Here is an 18511-nt window from a genome sequence, read left to right on the forward strand (position 1 = left end):
GCGGGTCGGCGCGCGCGGCGAACGGTCAGCTCGCGCAGCTGGCGGGTGGCGTGTAGCCCGTCTCGGTCCAGTAGGTCAGCGGGTGGTCCGTCACCACGTCGACCGTCCGGGTGATCCCGAGCGTGTCGACGCGCAGCCGCACCGAGTCGGTGCTCTCGCCCGTCCCCGGGCCGAACGACGCGCACCCCGGCGCCCACGAGTACCTGACGCCGAACTCCTCACCGGGCCCGACGGTGACCACGTCCGCGTCGGCGATCGAGGAGCCGCCGTGCGGTGGGATGAGGCGGAGCTGGATGTCGTACGTGACGTACGCCTGGGCCTGGGGCGCCGCGCTGACGACGATCGTCGCCGGCCCGTCGTTGCGGAACGACCACTCGCCGTCGAGGCTGCCGTCCGCAGGGTCGACCACGACCTGCTCGTCGGGCCCGTAGACGAAGACGTCAGGCTTGGCGATCGCCTCGGGATCGGTCGCGGCCGTCGAGCCGTTCCCCAGTCGCGGCGTCAGCCCGACGACGAGCCAGGCCGTGACTCCGGCGACGGCGAGGACGGCGACCGTGGCGGCGGCAACCCAGCGGCCGCGGTGCCGTCGCCGTGGTGGCGCCGCGACCGGCGCGACGGCGGTGTCGATCATGGTCACGTTCTTCCCCCTGCTCCCGTGCCTGGTCGCCACGCTAGCGCCCGCGGGCTGCGCGGTCCCGAACTTCGCGACACGAGACGCGGCGTGGTGCTTGACGCGAAAGAGGTTACTGCGTAACTTCCGGCTCAGAGTTACCGCGTAACCACACAGGGGGAACGATGTCCGTCCGGCAGGGGATGCTCGCGCTGCTCGCGCAGGAGCCGATGCACGCGTACCAGCTGCGCCAGCAGTTCGAGGCCCGCACGGGCGGGACCTGGCCGCTCAACATGGGCCAGGTCTCGACCACGCTCGACCGCCTGGTGCGCGACGGGCTCGTCGAGCCGGTCGACGGCACCGAGCCCCCGGCCTACGCACTCACCGATGCCGGCCGGGCCGCGATGCGCGAGTGGTGGTCGACGCCCGTCGTCCGCAGCGCCCCGCAGCGCGACGAGCTGAGCATCAAGCTCGCGCTCGCGGTCACGGCGCCCGACGTGGACGTCACGGCGATCGTCCAGGCGCAGCGCACGGAGACGATGCGCGCCCTGACCGACCTGACCCGCCTCAAGGCCGACCTGCCCGCGGCCGGCCCCGCGTCCGACGACCTCGCGTGGTCGCTCGTGCTCGACAACCTCGTGTTCGCCGCGGAGGCCGAGGTCCGCTGGCTCGACCACGTCGAGGCCCGCGTCGCGCGCGCCGCCACCCAGCCGATCCGTCCGGCCGTCGCCGCCGACGAGCCCACGCGGGTGACCCGATGACCGGCCGCCAGCTCGGCCCGGTGCTGCTGACGGCTCGCGGCGTGACGCGCGTCCACGGCGAGGGTGCCACAGCCGTGCGGGCCCTCGACGGGGTCGACCTCGACATCCGGCTCGGCGAGCTCGTCGCGGTCATGGGCGCCTCGGGCTCGGGCAAGTCGACGCTGCTCAACATCGTCGGCGGCCTCGACACCCCGACGACGGGCTCGGTCACCCTCGCCGGCGACGAGCTCAGCGCGCTCGACGCGCGAGCCCGCGCCCGCCTGCGCCGCCGCGCGGTCGGCTACGTGTTCCAGGACTTCAACCTCATCCCCGCGCTCACCGCGGCGGAGAACGTCTCGCTGCCGCGCGAGCTCGACGGCATCGGCGGCCGCACCGCGCGCGCCGAGGCCCGCGCCGCGCTGCGCGAGGTCGGCGTGGACCACCTCGCCGACCGGTTCCCCGACGAGATGTCGGGCGGCCAGCAGCAGCGGGTCGCGATCGCCCGGGCCCTCGTCGGCCCGCGCCGCCTCGTCCTGGCCGACGAGCCCACGGGCGCGCTCGACTCCACCACGGGCGAGGACGTCATGCGGGTGCTGCGCGCCCGCATCGACGCGGGAGCGGCGGGCCTGCTCGTCACGCACGAGCCGCGGTTCGCCGCGTGGGCCGACCGGACCGTGTTCCTGCGGGACGGCGTGGTGGTGGACGGGACCGGCCGTCGCCTGGAGCCCTGGTCGTTGCAGGCCGCGGGTTCGATCTGATGCGCCGCTGGTTCGTCGCGATGCGGGCCACGGCTCGCATCGCCCGCCGTGATGCCGTCCGGAGCAGGGGCCGGACGGCGTTGGTGGTGGCGATGGTGGGGCTGCCGGTGCTCGTGGCGTCGGGCGGGGCGGTGCTGGTGCAGTCGTCGATCCCGACGAGCGAGCGCCAGGCGCTTGAGCAGCTCGGCGACTCGACACAGGCGTGGATCGTGCACCCGTACGACTCGCCAGTGGTTCAGGACGCCTACGGTTTGGCGTCGAAGGTCGTCGAGGGCGTCGACGCGTCTGGACCGGGTTCCGCGGAGACCGCGATCCGAGCATCGCTCCCCGCTGGCGACGACCTGGTGGCGAAGTACCTGACTCCCGGGGCGGTGTCCTCAGACGCCGGGGTGGTGATGGTCGGCGTGAAGTCGCTCTCTCCAGCTGACCTCCCACGTGCTGCACGTGCCGACCTCGTCGAGGGTGTCTGGCCAACGACGGCTGGCCAGGCGTTCTTGACCACGTCGACAGCATCGGAGCTCGGCGTGGGTGTGGGCGCCACGATCTCGGTGGCAACCCGGACGGGCGACAGCCCGTCCGTGCTCGAGGTCGTCGGTGTCGGAGCCCCGCAGGGTGCGGAGCCTGGCGCCGCGGGAATCACTGTTCCGCTTGGTTCGATCCCGGTCGCCAACACCCCGGTGGGGTGGTTCGTGGTTGGGAAAGTGCCTGTCTCGTGGGACGTCGTTACTGCGATGAACCAGTCGGGGCTGGTCGTGACGAGCAGGGCGGTTGTGCTGGAACCGCCGGCCGTGCCGGCGGTTGGTTCTCCGGGGGGAAAGCCATGGTCGGTCGCGACCGTGGGGCTCGTCCTGGCCGCGGCGACCATCGGTCTGCTGGAGGCGGTCCTGATCGTGGGGCCTGCGTTCGCCATCGGCGCGCGCCGTTCGATTCGCCAGCTTGCCCTGATCGCGGCGATTGGCGCAGACACCGTGACGCTGCGCAGGATCGTGCTCCTCGGCGGCGTCGTCATCGGGTCGGTGGCCGCGATCGCTGGGGCCGCTCTCGGGATCGTCGGCGCTGTTGCGGTCCGAGCGATCGCTGTCGCACGCGGCTCGACGGGATTCCCCGACCCCCGCATCCCGTGGCTCATCGTGGTCGCCATGGCGCTCGTCGGCTTCTTCGTCGCCGTCGCGGCCGCGTGGCTGCCTTCGCGACGATCCGGACGGATCGACGTCGTCGCAGCGCTGGGTCGACGCCGCGCCGAGGCGAGCCCGAGCCGTCGTGTACCGATCTTCGGCGTCCTCGCGGTCACGATCGGTGTCGCAGCCGCTGTGGTGGGCGCCGTCACCAGTCGCTCGGCGCTCCTGGTCATGGGGGTCGTCGCACTGCAGATCGGTGTCGTCGCTGCGTCGGGCGGGCTCGTGACCCTCGTCGGACGGCTTGCACCGCGGGTCGGAGTCGCAGGTCGGGTGGCGCTGCGGGACGCGAGCCGCCAGCGAGGACGGACCGCGCCAGCGGTCGCAGCCGTGATCGCGGCGGTCGCGGGTGTCGTCGCCACCGGCACGTACCTGCACTCGAAGGAAGCGTTCGGCGAGTCGCAGTACGTGCCGACTGCTGGCGCCGGCACGGTGCTCGTGGCCAGCTCGATGGTCGACGAGTGGGGTGACCAGGTGCACATGGCGGGCGACGCCGAGGTTCGACGAGGCGCAGAGTCGGTACGGCAGGCCGTAGATGGCGTCGGCGTCGCGGTTGTCCGTGCAGCACAGCCGGTCAATGGTGGCTGGCTCGCGTCCCTGCGTCCGCCGGATCAGGAGTGCCCCGCAGATTCCTCGGCGAGAGACCCGCGGTGCAACAACCTGGAGTCGCTGCAGATCAGCTTCAACCCCGTACGAGATGGCCAGTATTCGCCCACGGAGCTGGTCGACGAAGGCGACACGGTGGAGGCGATCGGACTACCTGGCGCAGACGCGGCTGCCGCGGCGCTGCGTGCCGGGAAGGTGCTTGTCGACCCACGTGCTCTGTGGCCCGACGGCACTGCGCACCTCCAGATCAACGATGGCTCCATCCCGCTGCCGGCACCTGTCGTCGTGCCCGCAGCGGCTGTCAAGCGTCTCGGCCAGTTCGGCACGGTCTTGCCGACTGCGGTCGCCGATCGGCTCGGGCTCGAGGTCGACACCGTCGGCGCGGTCGTCACGACGGCGGCAGCCCCGACGGATGCGGAACTGGCTCGAGCGCGGAGCGCGGTCTTCGGCCGCGCGGAGGTCTTCGTCGAGCGCGGCTATAGCGACGACACGCCCATCTACCTGTGGGTTCTGGTCGCGGCCGCGCTGGCGATCGGTCTAGGTGCGACCGGGCTTGCGATGGCGCTCGCGGCTGCGGAGTTCCGCCCCGACCTCGCGACGCTTGCGGCTATCGGGGCGAGCCCACGCATGCGGCGGCGGGTTGCCGCGGCCCAGAGCGCCGTGGTCGTCGTGCTCGGCGTCGGACTCGGCACGCTGACGGGACTCGCGCTCGGTTGGGTACTGGTGCTCGCGGCCCGAGCCGACGAACCTGATCTCGCCGTGGCGATCCCGGGCCCGCAGGTTCTTGCGATCGCGGTCGGCATCCCGTTGCTGGCCGTCGGGGGATCCTTCCTCCTCACCCGTTCGCACCTCCCGGTCACCCGCCGCCTGGCCACCTGACCCCTTGCCGAGTGCCCGCCTGACCGCCCGAGTGCGCCTCAAACCACGGGCGCACTCAAGCGTTTGGGGGCGCACTCGGCATACCAGGACGCAGGGGGCGTGGACATGCGTTGACTTTGCCTCGGGCACGTGGCTAGATTTCGTACTGATCTAGTCGGGATTAACGAGGAAGGGGATGTGCCGTGATTGCCGTCTCCATGCCCCTCGCCTGTTGTCGCTGTTGTCGCTGACCCGACGACCCCCCGCGCCCCTCGCCGCTGAGCGAGCGCGTGCGCGCCCTCTTGCGACGAACTGGATCCGCCATGACCTTCTCCACCCACACCCTCGCCCACCTCGGCCTCGACCTCACGGAGACCCGAGCCCGCGCCGCGTCCTGGAAGGACGTCGGCTCGACCGCCGCCCGTCCGTTCGACGGCGCGCACCTCGTCGAGCTGGTCGATCTCGCCGAGCGCGGGACGCTCGACTTCGTCCTGTTCGACGACGACTTCACGCTGCAGGCGTCGCGCAACACGACCCTGCGCGGCCGGCTCGACCCGGCCCTGATCGCCGCCCGGCTCGGGCCACGCACGCGCCGGGTCGGCCTGGTGGCGAGCGTCGGCACGCAGCACACCGACCCGCGCGACGTGGCCCAGGCGGTCGCGTCGATCGACCGGGCGTCCGGCGGGCGTGCCGCGTGGCAGGTCGGCGGCGGGGCGACGCCCGGCCACCGGATCGACGTCGCCGCCGAGCAGGTGCAGCGGGCCTGGGACCGCTGGGAGGGCGCCGCGCCGCAGCCGGTCGATCCCGGTCGCGGTCGGTACGTCGACGTCGAGGGCATCCACTTCGCGGCGAGCGCCCGCACCACCACGCCGCCGCCCCCGCAGGGGCGCCCGCCGGTGGTCGTGCGGCTCGGGGACGCCGGGACGCTCGAGGTGGCCGCGCGGTTCGCCGACGTGGTGCGGATCCGGGCGACGAACCGCGAGGAGGCGCAGCGCCTGACTGCGCAGGTGCTCGACGCGGTGTCGGGTGCCGGACGCGACCCGCGGGACGTGCGCGTGCTCGTCGACGCGTTCGTCGTGCTGGCGGGTGACGAGGCCAGCGCAGAGGCGCGCCTCGAGCTGCTGGCCGAGCTCGAGGGTGTCGCGGGGGATTCGGGCTCGCTGGTCTACGCCGGGACTGCGACCGGCCTGGCGGACCTCGTCGGCGACTGGGTCGGGACCGGCGCCGGCGACGGCTTCACCGTCCGCCCCGCGTCGCTGCGGACCGACCTGACCGAGCTCGTCGAGCACACGGTCCCGGCGCTGCGTGCCGCGGGCCTGTTCCGCGACTCCTACCCGGGCACGACGCTGCGCGAGACCCTGGGCCTGACCGCGCGGGAGGCGCTCGCCGTCAGCGCGTGATGCCTAGGCTCGGGACATGACGGACCTGCACCGCATCGCGAACGTCCACCTCGGCAACCTCCGGGACCTCGGGGGTCGCCCGACGAGGGACGGCGCGCTGGTCGCCACCGGCGTCGTGTTCCGCTCGGCGGAGCTGGCCGACGAGGCCATCGCCGGCGACCCGGAGCTCGCGGCCCTCGGCCTGCGGACGATCGTCGACCTGCGGACGGGGGCCGAGCGCGAGGCGCGGCCGGACCGCGTCCCGGCGGGTGCGCAGCTCGTCGAGCTCGACGTCCTCGCCGACCTGCCCACGGGCGCGGCCGCCCAGGTCGCCACGCTCTTCGAGGAGCACGGCGGCCGCATCGAGGGGCACGACGTCGTCGACCAGATGCGGTCGACCTACCGGAGCTTCGTCACCAGCGCGGCCGCGCGTCAGGCCTACGCGGGGCTCGTGCGCGTCGTGATCGACCCTGCGCGCGTCCCGGTGCTGTTCCACTGCACGGCGGGCAAGGACCGGACGGGCTGGGCGGCGACGATCCTGCTGCTCGCCGCGGGCGTCACGCGCGAGGAGGTGGCCGACGAGTACCTCGCCGTGAACCCCGCGGTGCGTGCGGCCTACGCGCCCCTGCTCGCGCAGTTCGCGGCGTCCGGCGGCGACCCCGCCGCGCTCGCCCCGTTCCTCGAGGTGCGGGCCGACTACCTGCAGGCCGCGTTCGACCAGATCGACGCCTCCTACGGCTCGTTCGACGCCTACCTGCGCGACGGCCTCGGGCTCACCGACGTCGAGGTCGAGACGCTCGGCAGGACGCTGCGCGCCGGTTAGCCCGTTCGAGTGGTCCGATATGTCCGATCTTGCCGGTTCTCGGTGTCACCCTGACGATGAGGTGTCCGTCCTGACCAGCACGAAAGGACACACCTCGTGGCCGAAGAGCTCGTCTCGCCCATCCGCCAGGGAGCGCACGACATCGCGCTCGACCGGGAGCGCATGCGCCGCCGACGGTTCTACCGGCTCGCCGTGGTGGTGCTGCTCGTCGAGGCGTACGTCATCGGCGGGGCCTTCGCCGGCTGGTCGATCATCCCGCCGCTGCCGCACGTGGACCCGTTCCTGCTGACGATCATCCTGTTCTTCGGGCTCATGCTGCTGGTCGTCGTGGGCACGCAGATGGGCGGCGGGCGCTCGCCGCACCTGACGTACCGGCCCGAGCAGATCGACGTCGGCCTCGACGACGTGGTCGGCATCGACCCGGTCAAGGAGGACGTGCGCCGCTCGATCGACCTGTTCCAGACCCACCGCCGGTTCGCCGACCAGATGGGCGGCTCCCCGCGCCGCGGCCTGCTGTTCGAGGGGCTGCCGGGCACGGGCAAGACGATGACCGCCAAGGCCATGGCTGCCGAGGCCGGCGTGCCGTTCCTGTTCGTCTCGGCGACCTCGTTCCAGTCGATGTACTACGGCGCCACGGCCAAGAAGATCCGGTCCTACTTCAAGGCGCTGCGCAAGGCCGCGCGCGCCGAGGGTGGGGCGATCGGCTTCATCGAGGAGATCGACGCGATCGCGATGCGCCGCGGCGGGATGGCCTCGGCCATGACTGCCTCCCCCATGCAGGGCTTCCACCGCGGCCTGGTCACCAACCAGGTGGTCTCCGAGGGGACCGGCGGCGTCGTCAACGAGCTGCTGGTCCAGATGCAGTCGTTCGACGAGCCCACCGGCGGCGACAAGATGTACAACCGCCTGGTCGCCCGCGTGAACCTGTTCCTGCCGGCGCACCGCCAGATCCAGCAGCGCAAGCCGGGCCGCGCGCCGATCCTGCTCATCGCCGCGACCAACCGCGCCGACTCGCTCGACCCCGCGCTCCTGCGTCCGGGCCGGTTCGACCGGCACCTGACGTTCTCGACGCCCGACGCCCTGGGGCGCCGCGACCTCGTCGACCACTTCCTGGCCCGGCGCGCGCACGACGCCGAGCTCGACGAGCCGACGATGCGCGACCGCGTGGCTGCGGCGACGAACGGCTGGACCCCGGTGATGATCGAGCACCTGCTCGACGAGGCGCTCGTCAACGCGCTGCGCCGCGGCTCGCTGACGATGTCGTTCCACGACGTCGAGCAGGCGCGCATCACGGAGATGGTGGGCATCGGCCAGCCCGTGCGGTACACGGCCGCCGAGCAGGAGCTCATCGCCACCCACGAGGCCGGGCACGCGACCGTCGCCTGGCTCGTCGCGCCGAACCGCACGCTCGAGGTGCTGACGATCGTGCGCCGCGGCGACGCTCTGGGCCTGCTCGCGCACGACGACTGCGAGGAGGTCTGGACCCACTCGCACTACGACCTCAACTCGCTGGTCCAGATCGCCATGGGCGGATGGGTCGCCGAGGAGCTGTTCTTCGGCCAGACCTCCACCGGTCCGGCCGGGGACCTCGCCTCGGCGACCCGGACCGCGGCGCAGATGGTCGGCGCCGCGGGCATGACCGGCTCGCTCGTCTCGTTCGCCGCGACGCCGCACGACCTGGTCTCGGCCGTGCTCGCCGACTCGAGCGCCCGGGAGAGCCTCGAGACGGTGCTCGACGACGCCCGCAGCCACGTGCGCCGGCTCCTGAGCCGCAACCGGCACCTCGTCGAGGCACTGCGGGACGCGCTGCTCGAGAGGTACGAGCTGATCGGGCCGGAGATCACCGACGTGCTGGAGGCCGCGGCGCAGACCCCGGCCCCTGCGCCGGTGACGCCGCCGACCGGCACCCCGCTGGCCAAGGTGCTGCACGTCGCCTGACAGGTAGCGTGACCGGGTGCCCGAAGGTCATACCGTCCACCGCATCGCTCGCCAGGTCGGCGCCGACTTCGTCGGGCACCCGATCGCCGTGAGCTCGCCCCAGGGCCGGTTCGCCGCCGGCGCGGCGCGGCTCGACGGGCAGACGATGGTCGAGGCCCATGCCGTGGGTAAGCAGCTGTTCTGCACGTTCGACTCCGGCGACGTCCTGCGCGTGCACCTCGGGCTCTACGGCGCGTGGGACTTCTACGGCCAGATCACGCCGATCGTCGCGGGCCAGGCGGCGGTCGGGAGCATGGGGGCGCCGCGGCTGCGGCGCGCGGTGCGGATGGGCGAGGACGAGCGCGAGTCCCCGGCCGACGAGGGCGGGCTGCTGGCCCAATTCCCGCCCGATCCGGTCGGGCAGGTGCGCGTGCGGCTCGCGACCGCCGAGTCGGTCGCGGACCTGCGCGGGCCTTCCGCGTGCGAGGTGCTGGCGCCCGACGAGGCGCAGGCCGTGGTCGACCGCCTCGGACCTGACCCGGCGAGCACCGACGACCTGGACACGGCCGGCGAGGTCGTCGTCGAGCGGATCCGCGCTCGCGGCGTCGCGGTCGGCCAGATGCTCATGGACCAGACGGTCGTGGCCGGGATCGGCAACATCTACCGGGCCGAGCTGCTCTTCCGCGCCCGCCTCGACCCGCACACGCCGGGCCGTGCGGTCCCTCGCGACGTGCTGCGCGCGCTGTGGCGCGACTGGGCGGCCCTGCTCGCGGACGGCATCCGCGACGGCGCGATGATCACCCGCGAGGACCTCGACGACGCAGGGCGGGCCGCGGCCCTAGCGGACCCGGGCGAGCGGCACTGGGTCTACAAGCGCGACGGCCTGCCGTGCCGGGTGTGCGGCACGAGCGTCGTGGTCGAGGAGATGGCGACCCGCAAGCTCTACTTCTGCCCGTCCTGCCAGCGCTAGATCCCCAGCAGCGACCGCCACGCGCGGTGGTGCTCGACCGTCACGCCCTCGTACCCGGGCACCCCGGCGAACGCGTCGCGGACCAGGGCGGCCTCGCGCTCGAGCACGTCGGGACCCTCGTCGTAGAACGTGAACTGGGCACCCCCGGCGATCTCCGGGGTGTCGGTCTCGACGCCGATCGTGAACGGCATCCCGCACGCGAGCGCGGCGGGCGACGCCAGGGCGACGATCCCGTCCGGCCCGGCGGCGCGGTCGGCGAACGCGACGACGCCGATGCGGTCCGCGCGCGGCAGGACGGCGTCGAGCACGGTGCCGTCTCCGTACGCGGTCGAGGCGAGCCACCACGGGCAGTCGATCCCGAGCTCGGCGCCTGCGAGGTCGAGGCGCACGGCGTCGAGCAGGGCGAGCCAGCGCCGCACCGACCCGGCCTGGTCCGACTGCCACGCGGGCAGCACCCACGGCTCGACGTCGAGCTGGATCGCCTCGGCGCCCGCGGCACGGGCGGCGCGGGACCACTGCACGGCGAGCTGCGGTGAGCCGAGCCAGCCCGGGTCGCCACCCAGCGCCGCGACGGTCGCGCCCGCGGCGGTCAGCGCGCCGACGGCCTCGGTGAACCAGGTCCCCACCGGTCCCTTGTCGGCCGCCCACGGCGCGGAGAGCATCACCCGGGTCAGGCCGCGGTCGCGCGCGAAGGCGACGAGCTCGTCGGGCGCGGCGGGCGCGTAGCCCCGGCCGCGCGCGTCGACCGAGGCGGGCACGGGGTTGTCCCAGGCCCACATCGACGTGATCGCGCTCATGCGGTCCGCACCGCCGCCCGCTCGCCGACGTCCAGCCCGACCGGCACGGTGTTCTCCGCCTGCGCGAGGGGGCACGCCCACGCGGGGTCGTACGCGCAGGACGGGTTGTAGGCGAAGTTCAGGTCGACGACGAGGCCCTCGTCGGACGCCCCGAGGTGCGCGCCCTTGTTCGTGTCGAGCAGGTACCGGCCGCCGCCGTAGGTCCCGCCGGGTCGGCCCGCGCGCGCGTCCTTGACCGGGACGAACAGACCGCCGCCGTAGGAGCGCAGCGCCCACACCGCGAGCGAGCCGACGCCGGGGAGCTCCACGCGGCCGAGGCGCTCGAACGGCACCACGCCGTCGGTCCCGGTCGGCACGTCCATGCGTCGCGGCTCGTCGGGCAGCACGGGGACGACGAACCGCAGCGCGGGGTCGTAGGGCGCGACGTCGAGCCCGCGGAAGGCGGCGGCGTCGAGGATCGGCGACGCGGGGTGCGTGGCGAACAGCTCGTCGCGCGAGGCGACCCACCCGGCGTGCGCCTCGGCGGGGTCGGACGACGCGCGCACGTCCGCGTAGATGCGCGCGACCCGCAGCCGCCAGTCCGCGACGGCGAGCGCGTAGTCGAGCGAGGTCAGGTCCAGCACGGGGGTGTCCACGCAGGCCACGCTACGCACGGCCGCCCACGCCCGCCGTGCGAGGGTGAACCCATGGAACTGCGCATCTTCACCGAGCCCCAGCAGGGCGCGACGTACGACGACCTCCTGGCGGTCGCGAAGGCCACCGAGGACCTGGGCTTCGACGCCTTCTTCCGCTCCGACCACTACCTGTCGATGGGTGACGGCGACGGCCTCCCGGGCCCGACCGACGCGTGGACGACGCTCGCGGGCCTCGCGCGCGAGACGAGCCGCATCCGCCTCGGCACCCTCGTCTCGTCGGTCACCTACCGGCACCCGGGCATCCTCGCGATCCAGGTCGCGCAGGTGGACCAGATGTCCGGCGGCCGCGTCGAGCTCGGGCTCGGCACGGGGTGATTCGAGCGCGAGCACGCGGCGTACGGGATCCCGTTCCCGGCCAAGCGGTTCGGGATGCTCGAGGAGCAGCTCGAGATCGTCACCGGGCTGTGGGAGACGCCCCTGGGCGAGACGTTCAGCCACGCCGGCGAGCACTACTCGCTGGTCGACTCCCCGGCGCTGCCCAAGCCGGTCCAGCCGAAGATCCCGATCGTGATCGGCGGCTCCGGCCCGCGCCGGACCCCGGCCCTCGCGGCCCGGTTCGCGGACGAGTTCAACCTCGTCTTCCCCGACGCCGACGCGGTCGACGGTCGCCTCACGGCGATCCGCACCGCGCTCGACGAGGCAGGCCGCGACCCGAGCACCCTGACGCTCTCGATCGCTCACGTGCTGTGCACCGCTGCCGATGAGCAGGGGGTGAATCGCCGCGCGGCCACCATCGGTCGCGACCCCGAGCAGATGCGCACCGACGGTTTCGGTGGCACTGCGAGCGAGGTCGTCGACCGCCTGGGCGCGTTGCAGGAGAAGGGCGTGAAGCGTGCATACCTGCAGGTCCTGGACCTGCACGACCTCGACCACCTGGAGTTCGTCGCGAACGAGATCGCCCCACAGCTCGCCTGAGCAACCGTCTTCGGGCGTTACCGGAGTGTTCACCGGCATGTGACCTGGTGCACACGCCGCCCTGTGGACATGCCCGAAATGCCTCCGTACCGTCGGTGACAACCCCCACGACGACGCCGATCCGGGCGTAGGTCGAGGGGTGGCGCCATTGCGGCCGTCGTCACGGCAGAGGTGGGCCCCCGGGTCCGCCCAAGCGACGGGGGACCCGCATGAGCACGACCTTTGATCGGCTCTTCATCGAGCCCCGCAGGACCGACCATCCGCAGTCGCGGCCGGCGCGCACCCGGGAGACCGAGACGGCGCAGAGCCCCTCGATGGTTCTGCTCGTCCTGCTCGCCAGCGCAGGGATCGTGGTCTACGCGATCTTCCTGCTCAACCCGGGCAACCGCGGCGACTGGCTGCCCTACGTGATGGTCATCGCCGCCGAGTCGGTGCTGGTGTTCCACGCGCTGCTGGCGATGTGGACCGTGCTCGCGTCGGGCTACGACCCGCGCGGCTTCGCCTTCCACCACGCGCAGGACCGGCTGTACGGCCTCGAGGAGATCCTCCAGCTGCACACCGAGTCCCGCCCGCAGGACTGGACGATGTCCCTGGACGGCCGCTCGGTCACGATCGACGTCTTCATCACCACCTACGGCGAGGACCTGGGCACGATCCGCCGCACCGTCACCGCGGCGGTCGCGATGCACGGAGCGCACGAGACCTGGGTGCTCGACGACGGGCGGTCCGACGAGGTCGCGGCGCTCGCCGCTGAGCTCGGGGCCCGCTACATCCGGCGCCTGTCCAGCAACGGCGCCAAGGCCGGGAACATCAACCACGCGCTGTCCATCACGCGCGGCGAGCTGTTCGTCGTCTTCGACGCGGACTTCGTGCCCAAGCCCGAGTTCCTCTACGAGACGGTCCCGTTCTTCGCCTCGAAGGACGTCGCGTTCGTCCAGACCCCGCAGGCCTACGGCAACCTGGAGACCGTCGTCAGCAAGGGCGCGGGCTACATGCAGGCCGTTTTCTACCGCTTCATCCAGCCCGGGCGGAACCGGTTCAACGCCGCGTTCTGCGTGGGGACCAACGTGATCTTCCGGCGCGCGGCGATCGTCGACGTGGGCGGGATCTACTCCGACTCGAAGTCGGAGGACGTGTGGACCTCGCTCATGCTGCACGAGAAGGGCTGGCGGACGGTCTACATCCCGAAGGAGCTCGCGGTCGGGGACACCCCCGAGACCGTCGAGGCGTACACGAAGCAGCAGCTGCGCTGGGCGACGGGCGGCTTCGAGATCATGCTCACGCACAACCCGATGTCCCCGAAGCGCAAGCTCACGATCGACCAGCGGCTCCAGTACACCGTGACGGCCACGTTCTACCTCACGGGCATCGCGCCGCTGCTGCTGATCATGGTTCCGCCGCTGCAGATCTTCTTCAACCTCACGCCGATGAACCTGACGATCACGCCGGCCACGTGGTTGCTCTACTACGCGGGCTTCTACGTCATGCAGGTGCTGGTCGCCTTCTACACCCTCGGGTCGTTCCGCTGGCAGACGCTGCTCATGGCGGCCGTCTCGTTCCCGATCTACGTCCGCGCCCTGCTCAACGCCGTGTTCAAGCGGGAGCAGGCCTGGCACGTCACCGGCTCCAAGGGCGCGTACCGCTCCCCGTTCGCGTTCATCCAGCCGCAGGTCCTCGTCTTCGTCTTCCTCGCGCTGACGACCGTCGTCGGCGCGTGGAAGGACCTGAGCAACGGGTACCCGAGCCTCGCGCTGGCCTGGAACGCGACCAACACCATCATTCTTGGAGGATTCGTGGTCACAGCCTGGAGAGAGGGCCGCTCCGCACGCCGAGCGCTCCGCAAGCCCCGCGGCAAACGCGTCGCCGCCCTGACCACGGCAGGTGCGGCATGACCTGGGGCGGACGCTTCCGCCTGCTCCTGGGCCTGCTGCTGGTGGTCGTGGTGGCCGGCCTGGCCACCTACAAGCTCAACGAGAGCCGCGGGATCGCGACGAGCGCCTCGGCGCAGATCCTGGGCAAGACCTACAGCGTCGGTACCCCCTACGCGGGACTGGTCGTCACCCAGGCCGTCGAGGTCGGCGACGAGGTGAGCGAGGGCGAGACCTTGTTCGTCATCGACGCCGCCAACCTCCACCCGCTGGACGGCAAGGAGCCGGTGGTGCCCGAGACGACGCACCTGGACGAGGAGGGCAGGCTGGTCGTCACGGCCAGCGGCGCCGGCGTGGTGACAGCGGTAGACGGTACGCGCGGCACGTTCGTGCAGTCGGCCGCCGACCTGGCCACGATCCAGCGCAAGGACACCCTGTACGTCCAGGCCGAGTACACGCTCTCGGCCAAGGAGTACGCACGGGTGCCCGACGACGCCGCCGTGACGATCGAGCTCCCGAACCAGCAGACGCTGTCCGGCCACGTGGACCGCGTCCAGGTGGAGACGGTCGACGGCAAGGCCCAGGCGGTCATCACCGTCGCGAGCGACGAGCTCGTCCAGGGCGACAAGGACGGACTGGTCACGGCCGGGACGCCCGTTGCTGCCCTGCTGCACCTGCGCAACGACGGAGTGGTCACGACCGTCTCCGACGCCGTCAAGGGTTACGTCAAGGACGTGGTCGGATGAGCTCGCGCCAGTGGGTCGTCGCCGGGTCCGTCGTCGCAGTCCTCGGCGTCGCTGGTGCTCTCGTGGCGGTGAGTGCGCCGTGGTCCGACGAGGCGAGCTCCGGTCCGTCGGCGACCGCGACGTCCTCCGTGCCGGTGGCGGCCCCGCCGACGGTCGACGCGGCGGGGCTCGTCGCGTCGGTGCCGCACCGCGCGGTCGCCAAGATCGACCCGGTCCGGCTGGCCGACGGCGTCGTGCCGCCCACCAACCGCTGGTACTCGGGCCTCGTGTTCGGCGACCAGCCGCAGCCGGTGTTCGCCGAGCCCCTCTCGTTCGGGCTCACGGAGTCCGGCTTCACCATCGGGCTCCCCACACCGACCGTCACGGACAAGACCATCGCGGCGCCGCACGTGCCCGCGGTGACCGTCGACGTGGGGGCGGCCTCGGCCCGGATCAGCGCGGCCGACCCGGTGAGCGTGACGGTCGAGATGCTCGACGGCTCGGGCGCGGTGCTCGGCCGCGTCGTGATCGCCGAGGGCTCGCCCTTCGTGGCCTTCACGGCCGCGAAGGACGTCAGCGTCCGCACCGACGGCGCACTGACCGCCACCCCGGACGGTCCGGCCACCGCGGCCGGCGAGCGCTGGGCCTTCGTCGGCCCGTCCTTCGACTCCGGGGCGACCGCGCTGACCGACGGCGAGACCGCGACCTGGTACGCGCTGCCCGACGCGCCCGCCCCCGCGGCGGCCGCGACCCTCGCCGAGTCCGCGACCCACCCGGTCACGGGAGTCGACGTCGCCTACGGGGTGGACGCCGACGAGGCGAGCACCACGCTGACCTACCGGACGGCCGACGACGGCGCGAGCGCCCACGTGCTCATGCCACACCACACGGTGGGGGAGGCGTGCGACCTCGGCACCTACCCGAGCGTGTACGGCGACCTGCGCCTGTGCGCCGGTTCGACCCTCGTCTCGACCGTCCCCGTGCAGCGTCCCGCCGGGGCGTTCGACGTCGACAGCCTGACCGACGACCAGCGCGCGACCCTGGTGAAGAGCCTGAAGGAGGAAATCGCGGTGACGCCCGCGTTCCCCTCCGACACGTACTTCGGCGGCAAGTCGCTCCTGCGCGCGGCGACGCTGATCGGCCTGGCCAAGCAGCTCGACGTCGACGCGACCGAGCTGACGAAGACGACGCTGGCGACCCTGCGCGAGTGGGGGCAGCCGACCGGGTGCGAGCAGCGCGACGCGCGTTGCGTCGTGTACGACGAGAAGGCGCGCTCGATCATCGGGCTCACGGCCTCGTTCGGGTCCGACGAGCTCAACGACCACCACTTCCACTACGGCTACCTGCTCGCGGCGGCCGGGATGATGGCGGCCGACGACCCGACGCTCGTGGCCGACGTCGAGGACGTGATGGACCTGCTCGGCGAGGACATCGCGGCCGCGACGCCGTCCGACGAGTTCCCCGAGCTGCGGACGTTCGACCCGTACGCCGGCCACTCGTGGGCGTCGGGCACGTCACCGTTCGCGGACGGCAACAACCAGGAGTCGAGCTCGGAGGCGGTCAACGCCTGGAACGGGCTCGGCCTGTGGGCCGCCGCGTCCGGGCAGAAGGCGCTCGAGACGCAGGCCATCTGGCTGCTGTCGACCGAGGCCGCCACCGCACGCGACTACTGGACGGACCCCACGCTCCCCGCCGGCTTCACGCACGAGGTCGTGGCGCTCAACTGGGGCGGCAAGCGCGACTGGGCCACGTGGTTCAGCCCCGAGCCCAGCGCCATGCTCGGCATCCAGCTGCTCCCGCTCGGCCCGGCCCAGCTCTCGGCGGGCCTGGGCGTCACGCCCGAGAAGATCCGGGCGTCGGTCGCGGAGGCGGCGCCGGACGGGTACGACGTGATGTTCGGCGGCGACCTGCTGGGCTACCTGGCGCTCGCGGGTCCGGACGACGCGTCGAAGGCCTGGACGGAGCTCGAGTCGTTGCCGGCCACGGCGATCGACGACGGCACCTCGCGCTCGGCGCTGCTGGCGTTCGTGGCGTCCGCGTCCGCATCGGCGGCGTCCGCAGGCTCGTCGGGCTGACGCAGGAGCTCGCGCACCGTGTGCACGAGCAGCACCACGAGGGCGACGTTGCGGGCCACCAGCACCAGCGTGTTGGCGGGGTGGCCCGCGACGATGCCGTCGTAGCCCCAGGGGAAGACCACCTGGGTCGCGCCGGCGATGGCTGCTACCAGCAGCGCCGTCGTGCGCCAGCGCGGCAGCCGGAGCGCGAGGGCCACCGCGACGGGCGGCGCGAGCCAGCCGATGTACTGCGGCGAGCCGACCTTGTTGAAGACGATGAGCACGACGGACATGAGCATCGCGCCCCGGACCAGCAGCTCGGCGCCCACGCGCGGCGAGCGCCACAGCCGGCCGTCGAGCTCGTGCCGGCGCCACCACAGGAACACCGACGCGGCGGCGAGCGCGAGGAAGAACAGCCCGCCCAGGGTGTCCGCGGCCACCTGCGTGCCGGGCCCGATCAGCTCCCACGTCACGAGCGGCTCGTTGAGGTGCACGAGCACCTGGTCCGACCACAGGCTGGTCACGAGCCACGGCGTGGCGCCGACGGCCTCGAGCTGCAGGCCGCGCTGGTCCTGCTCGGTGAGGAAGGACGTCAAGTAGGGCAGCCCGCCGAGCGAGGCGACGATCGCGACCACGGCCACGCTCACGGCGGCGGCCGGCGCCACGACGTCGCGCCACGGGCGGCGGGCGGCCAGGAACAGGGGAGCCAGCAGCGCGCCGGGGGCCACCTTGATCCAGGCGGCGGCGGTCAGCAGGGCCGACGAGAGCCACGGGTGGCGCAGGCCGACGACGAGCGCCACGACGACGACCGGGGCGATCGCTGCGTCCAGCCGTCCCATCGCGACGGGGCCGAGCAGCGCGAGGAAGGCGATCCACCACCAGGCGCCGACCGTGGTCCGGTGGCGGGTGGTGCGGGTACCCGCCCACGCGGGGGTGTGCAGGAGTGCGAACACGGCGATCGCGTCGAGCGCGGTGATGCCCAGGCTCCATGCGGCCGCGTACCCGGCGGTGCCGACGGTCCCTCCGAGCGCGGCGGCCAGCATCGGCAGCAGCGCACCGGGCGGGTAGACCCACGCGCCGTCGATGCCCTGCCAGAACCCCTGGTGCAGCCCCTGCCACATCCACCAGCGGTACAGGTCGAGGTCCCAGAACGCGCGCGCGGGGATCAGCACCACGCCCAGGAGCATGAGCCAGCCGTGCACCAGGACGAACGCCACCCAGACGGCGACGTAGGAGTGCAGCAGGCGGCGCAGGACGGCCTCCGTCGACGGGGGCCGTGCGGCCCGGGGCGGGACGATCAGGCTAGCGGCTCGCGCTGTGTGCCCACCCCGGGCCCGCGACCCGGTCTACCTCGGTGCGACCGGGGGCACGGTGCCGGCGCCCGGCCCGGCTACGGGGAAGACGCCCTTGCCCTCACCGTCCAGGAATCGGTCGGCCGCGCTCTCGTCGTCCGGGGCAGCATCGGCGACAGGAGCGGTGGCCACCACGGGATCGGGAACCCCGCCCTCGGTGACGTGGTCAGGGAAAGGTCGGGCGTCGTCGTCGGACGTGGTCATGAGGATCGCCTCCCGGCGTCGGGGGATCTGGCTGACCACCCCAACATGACATCGGCCGCGCGTTC

At 72.8% G+C, this 18511-nt stretch carries 14 protein-coding genes and 2 pseudogenes; 11 read left to right on the plus strand and 5 right to left on the minus strand.

Annotation, left to right across the window (positions count from 1 at the left end; translation table 11 throughout):
- Positions 1-25: 25 nt before the first annotated feature.
- A complete protein-coding gene (locus D1825_RS13595) occupies positions 26-631 on the minus strand; it encodes a hypothetical protein (protein WP_118767949.1) in 606 nt (201 codons plus the stop codon).
- A 164-nt stretch (positions 632-795) separates the two neighbouring features.
- Here D1825_RS13595 and D1825_RS13600 point away from each other — a divergent pair, with 164 nt between their 5' ends.
- From D1825_RS13600 to D1825_RS13630, 7 genes are all read left to right on the plus strand, one after another.
- A complete protein-coding gene (locus tag D1825_RS13600) occupies positions 796-1371 on the plus strand; it encodes a PadR family transcriptional regulator (protein WP_118767950.1) in 576 nt (191 codons plus the stop codon).
- Entirely contained in the window at positions 1368-2108 is a 741-nt protein-coding gene (locus D1825_RS13605; protein ID WP_118767951.1) for an ABC transporter ATP-binding protein, read from the plus strand. The genes D1825_RS13600 and D1825_RS13605 overlap by 4 nt, the downstream gene beginning before the upstream one ends.
- Positions 2108-4768, plus strand: coding sequence for an FtsX-like permease family protein (locus tag D1825_RS13610; RefSeq protein ID WP_118767952.1), 2661 nt, complete (start codon positions 2108-2110; stop codon positions 4766-4768). The genes D1825_RS13605 and D1825_RS13610 overlap by 1 nt, the downstream gene beginning before the upstream one ends.
- Positions 4769-5070: 302 nt before the next feature.
- Positions 5071-6147, plus strand: a complete 1077-nt coding sequence (locus D1825_RS13615) for an LLM class flavin-dependent oxidoreductase (RefSeq protein ID WP_118767953.1) — start codon at positions 5071-5073, stop codon at positions 6145-6147.
- A gap of 16 nt (positions 6148-6163) precedes the next feature.
- The gene (locus tag D1825_RS13620) at positions 6164-6949 is read left to right on the plus strand and encodes a tyrosine-protein phosphatase (protein WP_118767954.1); all 786 of its coding nucleotides are present in this window, start codon (positions 6164-6166) and stop codon (positions 6947-6949) included.
- A gap of 96 nt (positions 6950-7045) precedes the next feature.
- A complete protein-coding gene (locus D1825_RS13625) occupies positions 7046-8887 on the plus strand; it encodes an AAA family ATPase (protein WP_118767955.1) in 1842 nt (613 codons plus the stop codon).
- A 16-nt stretch (positions 8888-8903) separates the two neighbouring features.
- Positions 8904-9836, plus strand: coding sequence for an Fpg/Nei family DNA glycosylase (locus D1825_RS13630; protein WP_118767956.1), 933 nt, complete (start codon positions 8904-8906; stop codon positions 9834-9836).
- Here the strand turns inward: D1825_RS13630 and D1825_RS13635 are convergent.
- Both D1825_RS13635 and D1825_RS13640 read right to left on the minus strand, forming a co-directional pair.
- Complete coding sequence (locus tag D1825_RS13635; protein ID WP_118767957.1) at positions 9833-10633, minus strand: hypothetical protein; 801 nt, start codon at positions 10631-10633, stop codon at positions 9833-9835. The genes D1825_RS13630 and D1825_RS13635 overlap by 4 nt on opposite strands.
- Positions 10630-11268, minus strand: a complete 639-nt coding sequence (locus tag D1825_RS13640) for a DUF1684 domain-containing protein (protein WP_233549902.1) — start codon at positions 11266-11268, stop codon at positions 10630-10632. The genes D1825_RS13635 and D1825_RS13640 overlap by 4 nt, the downstream gene beginning before the upstream one ends.
- A gap of 51 nt (positions 11269-11319) precedes the next feature.
- On the opposite strand from D1825_RS13640, the pseudogene D1825_RS13645 reads away from it, so the two are divergent.
- The 4 genes and pseudogenes from D1825_RS13645 to D1825_RS18830 form a co-directional block, all read left to right on the plus strand.
- Positions 11320-12243 (plus strand): annotated as a pseudogene (locus D1825_RS13645) (LLM class F420-dependent oxidoreductase).
- A 314-nt stretch (positions 12244-12557) separates the two neighbouring features.
- Positions 12558-14135 (plus strand): glycosyltransferase family 2 protein, encoded by a 1578-nt coding sequence (locus D1825_RS13650; protein ID WP_233549903.1) that lies wholly within the window; start codon positions 12558-12560, stop codon positions 14133-14135.
- Positions 14132-14857 (plus strand): HlyD family efflux transporter periplasmic adaptor subunit, encoded by a 726-nt coding sequence (locus D1825_RS13655; protein WP_118767959.1) that lies wholly within the window; start codon positions 14132-14134, stop codon positions 14855-14857. The genes D1825_RS13650 and D1825_RS13655 overlap by 4 nt, the downstream gene beginning before the upstream one ends.
- Before the next feature lie 854 nt (positions 14858-15711).
- Positions 15712-16788: pseudogene (locus D1825_RS18830) on the plus strand (glycosyl hydrolase); the annotation flags it as partial.
- Here the strand turns inward: D1825_RS18830 and D1825_RS18835 are convergent.
- Entirely contained in the window at positions 16752-18107 is a 1356-nt protein-coding gene (locus D1825_RS18835; RefSeq protein WP_407643334.1) for a glycosyltransferase 87 family protein, read from the minus strand. The pseudogene D1825_RS18830 and the gene D1825_RS18835 sit on opposite strands and share 37 nt — an antisense overlap.
- A gap of 129 nt (positions 18108-18236) precedes the next feature.
- Positions 18237-18485 carry a hypothetical protein gene (locus D1825_RS13670; protein ID WP_118767961.1) on the minus strand — a complete coding sequence of 83 codons (249 nt, stop codon included), beginning with the start codon at positions 18483-18485 and terminating at the stop codon, positions 18237-18239.
- Positions 18486-18511 lie beyond the last annotated feature (26 nt).

Source organism: Cellulomonas rhizosphaerae (assembly GCF_003470205.1).
GTDB lineage: Bacteria > Actinomycetota > Actinomycetes > Actinomycetales > Cellulomonadaceae > Cellulomonas > Cellulomonas rhizosphaerae.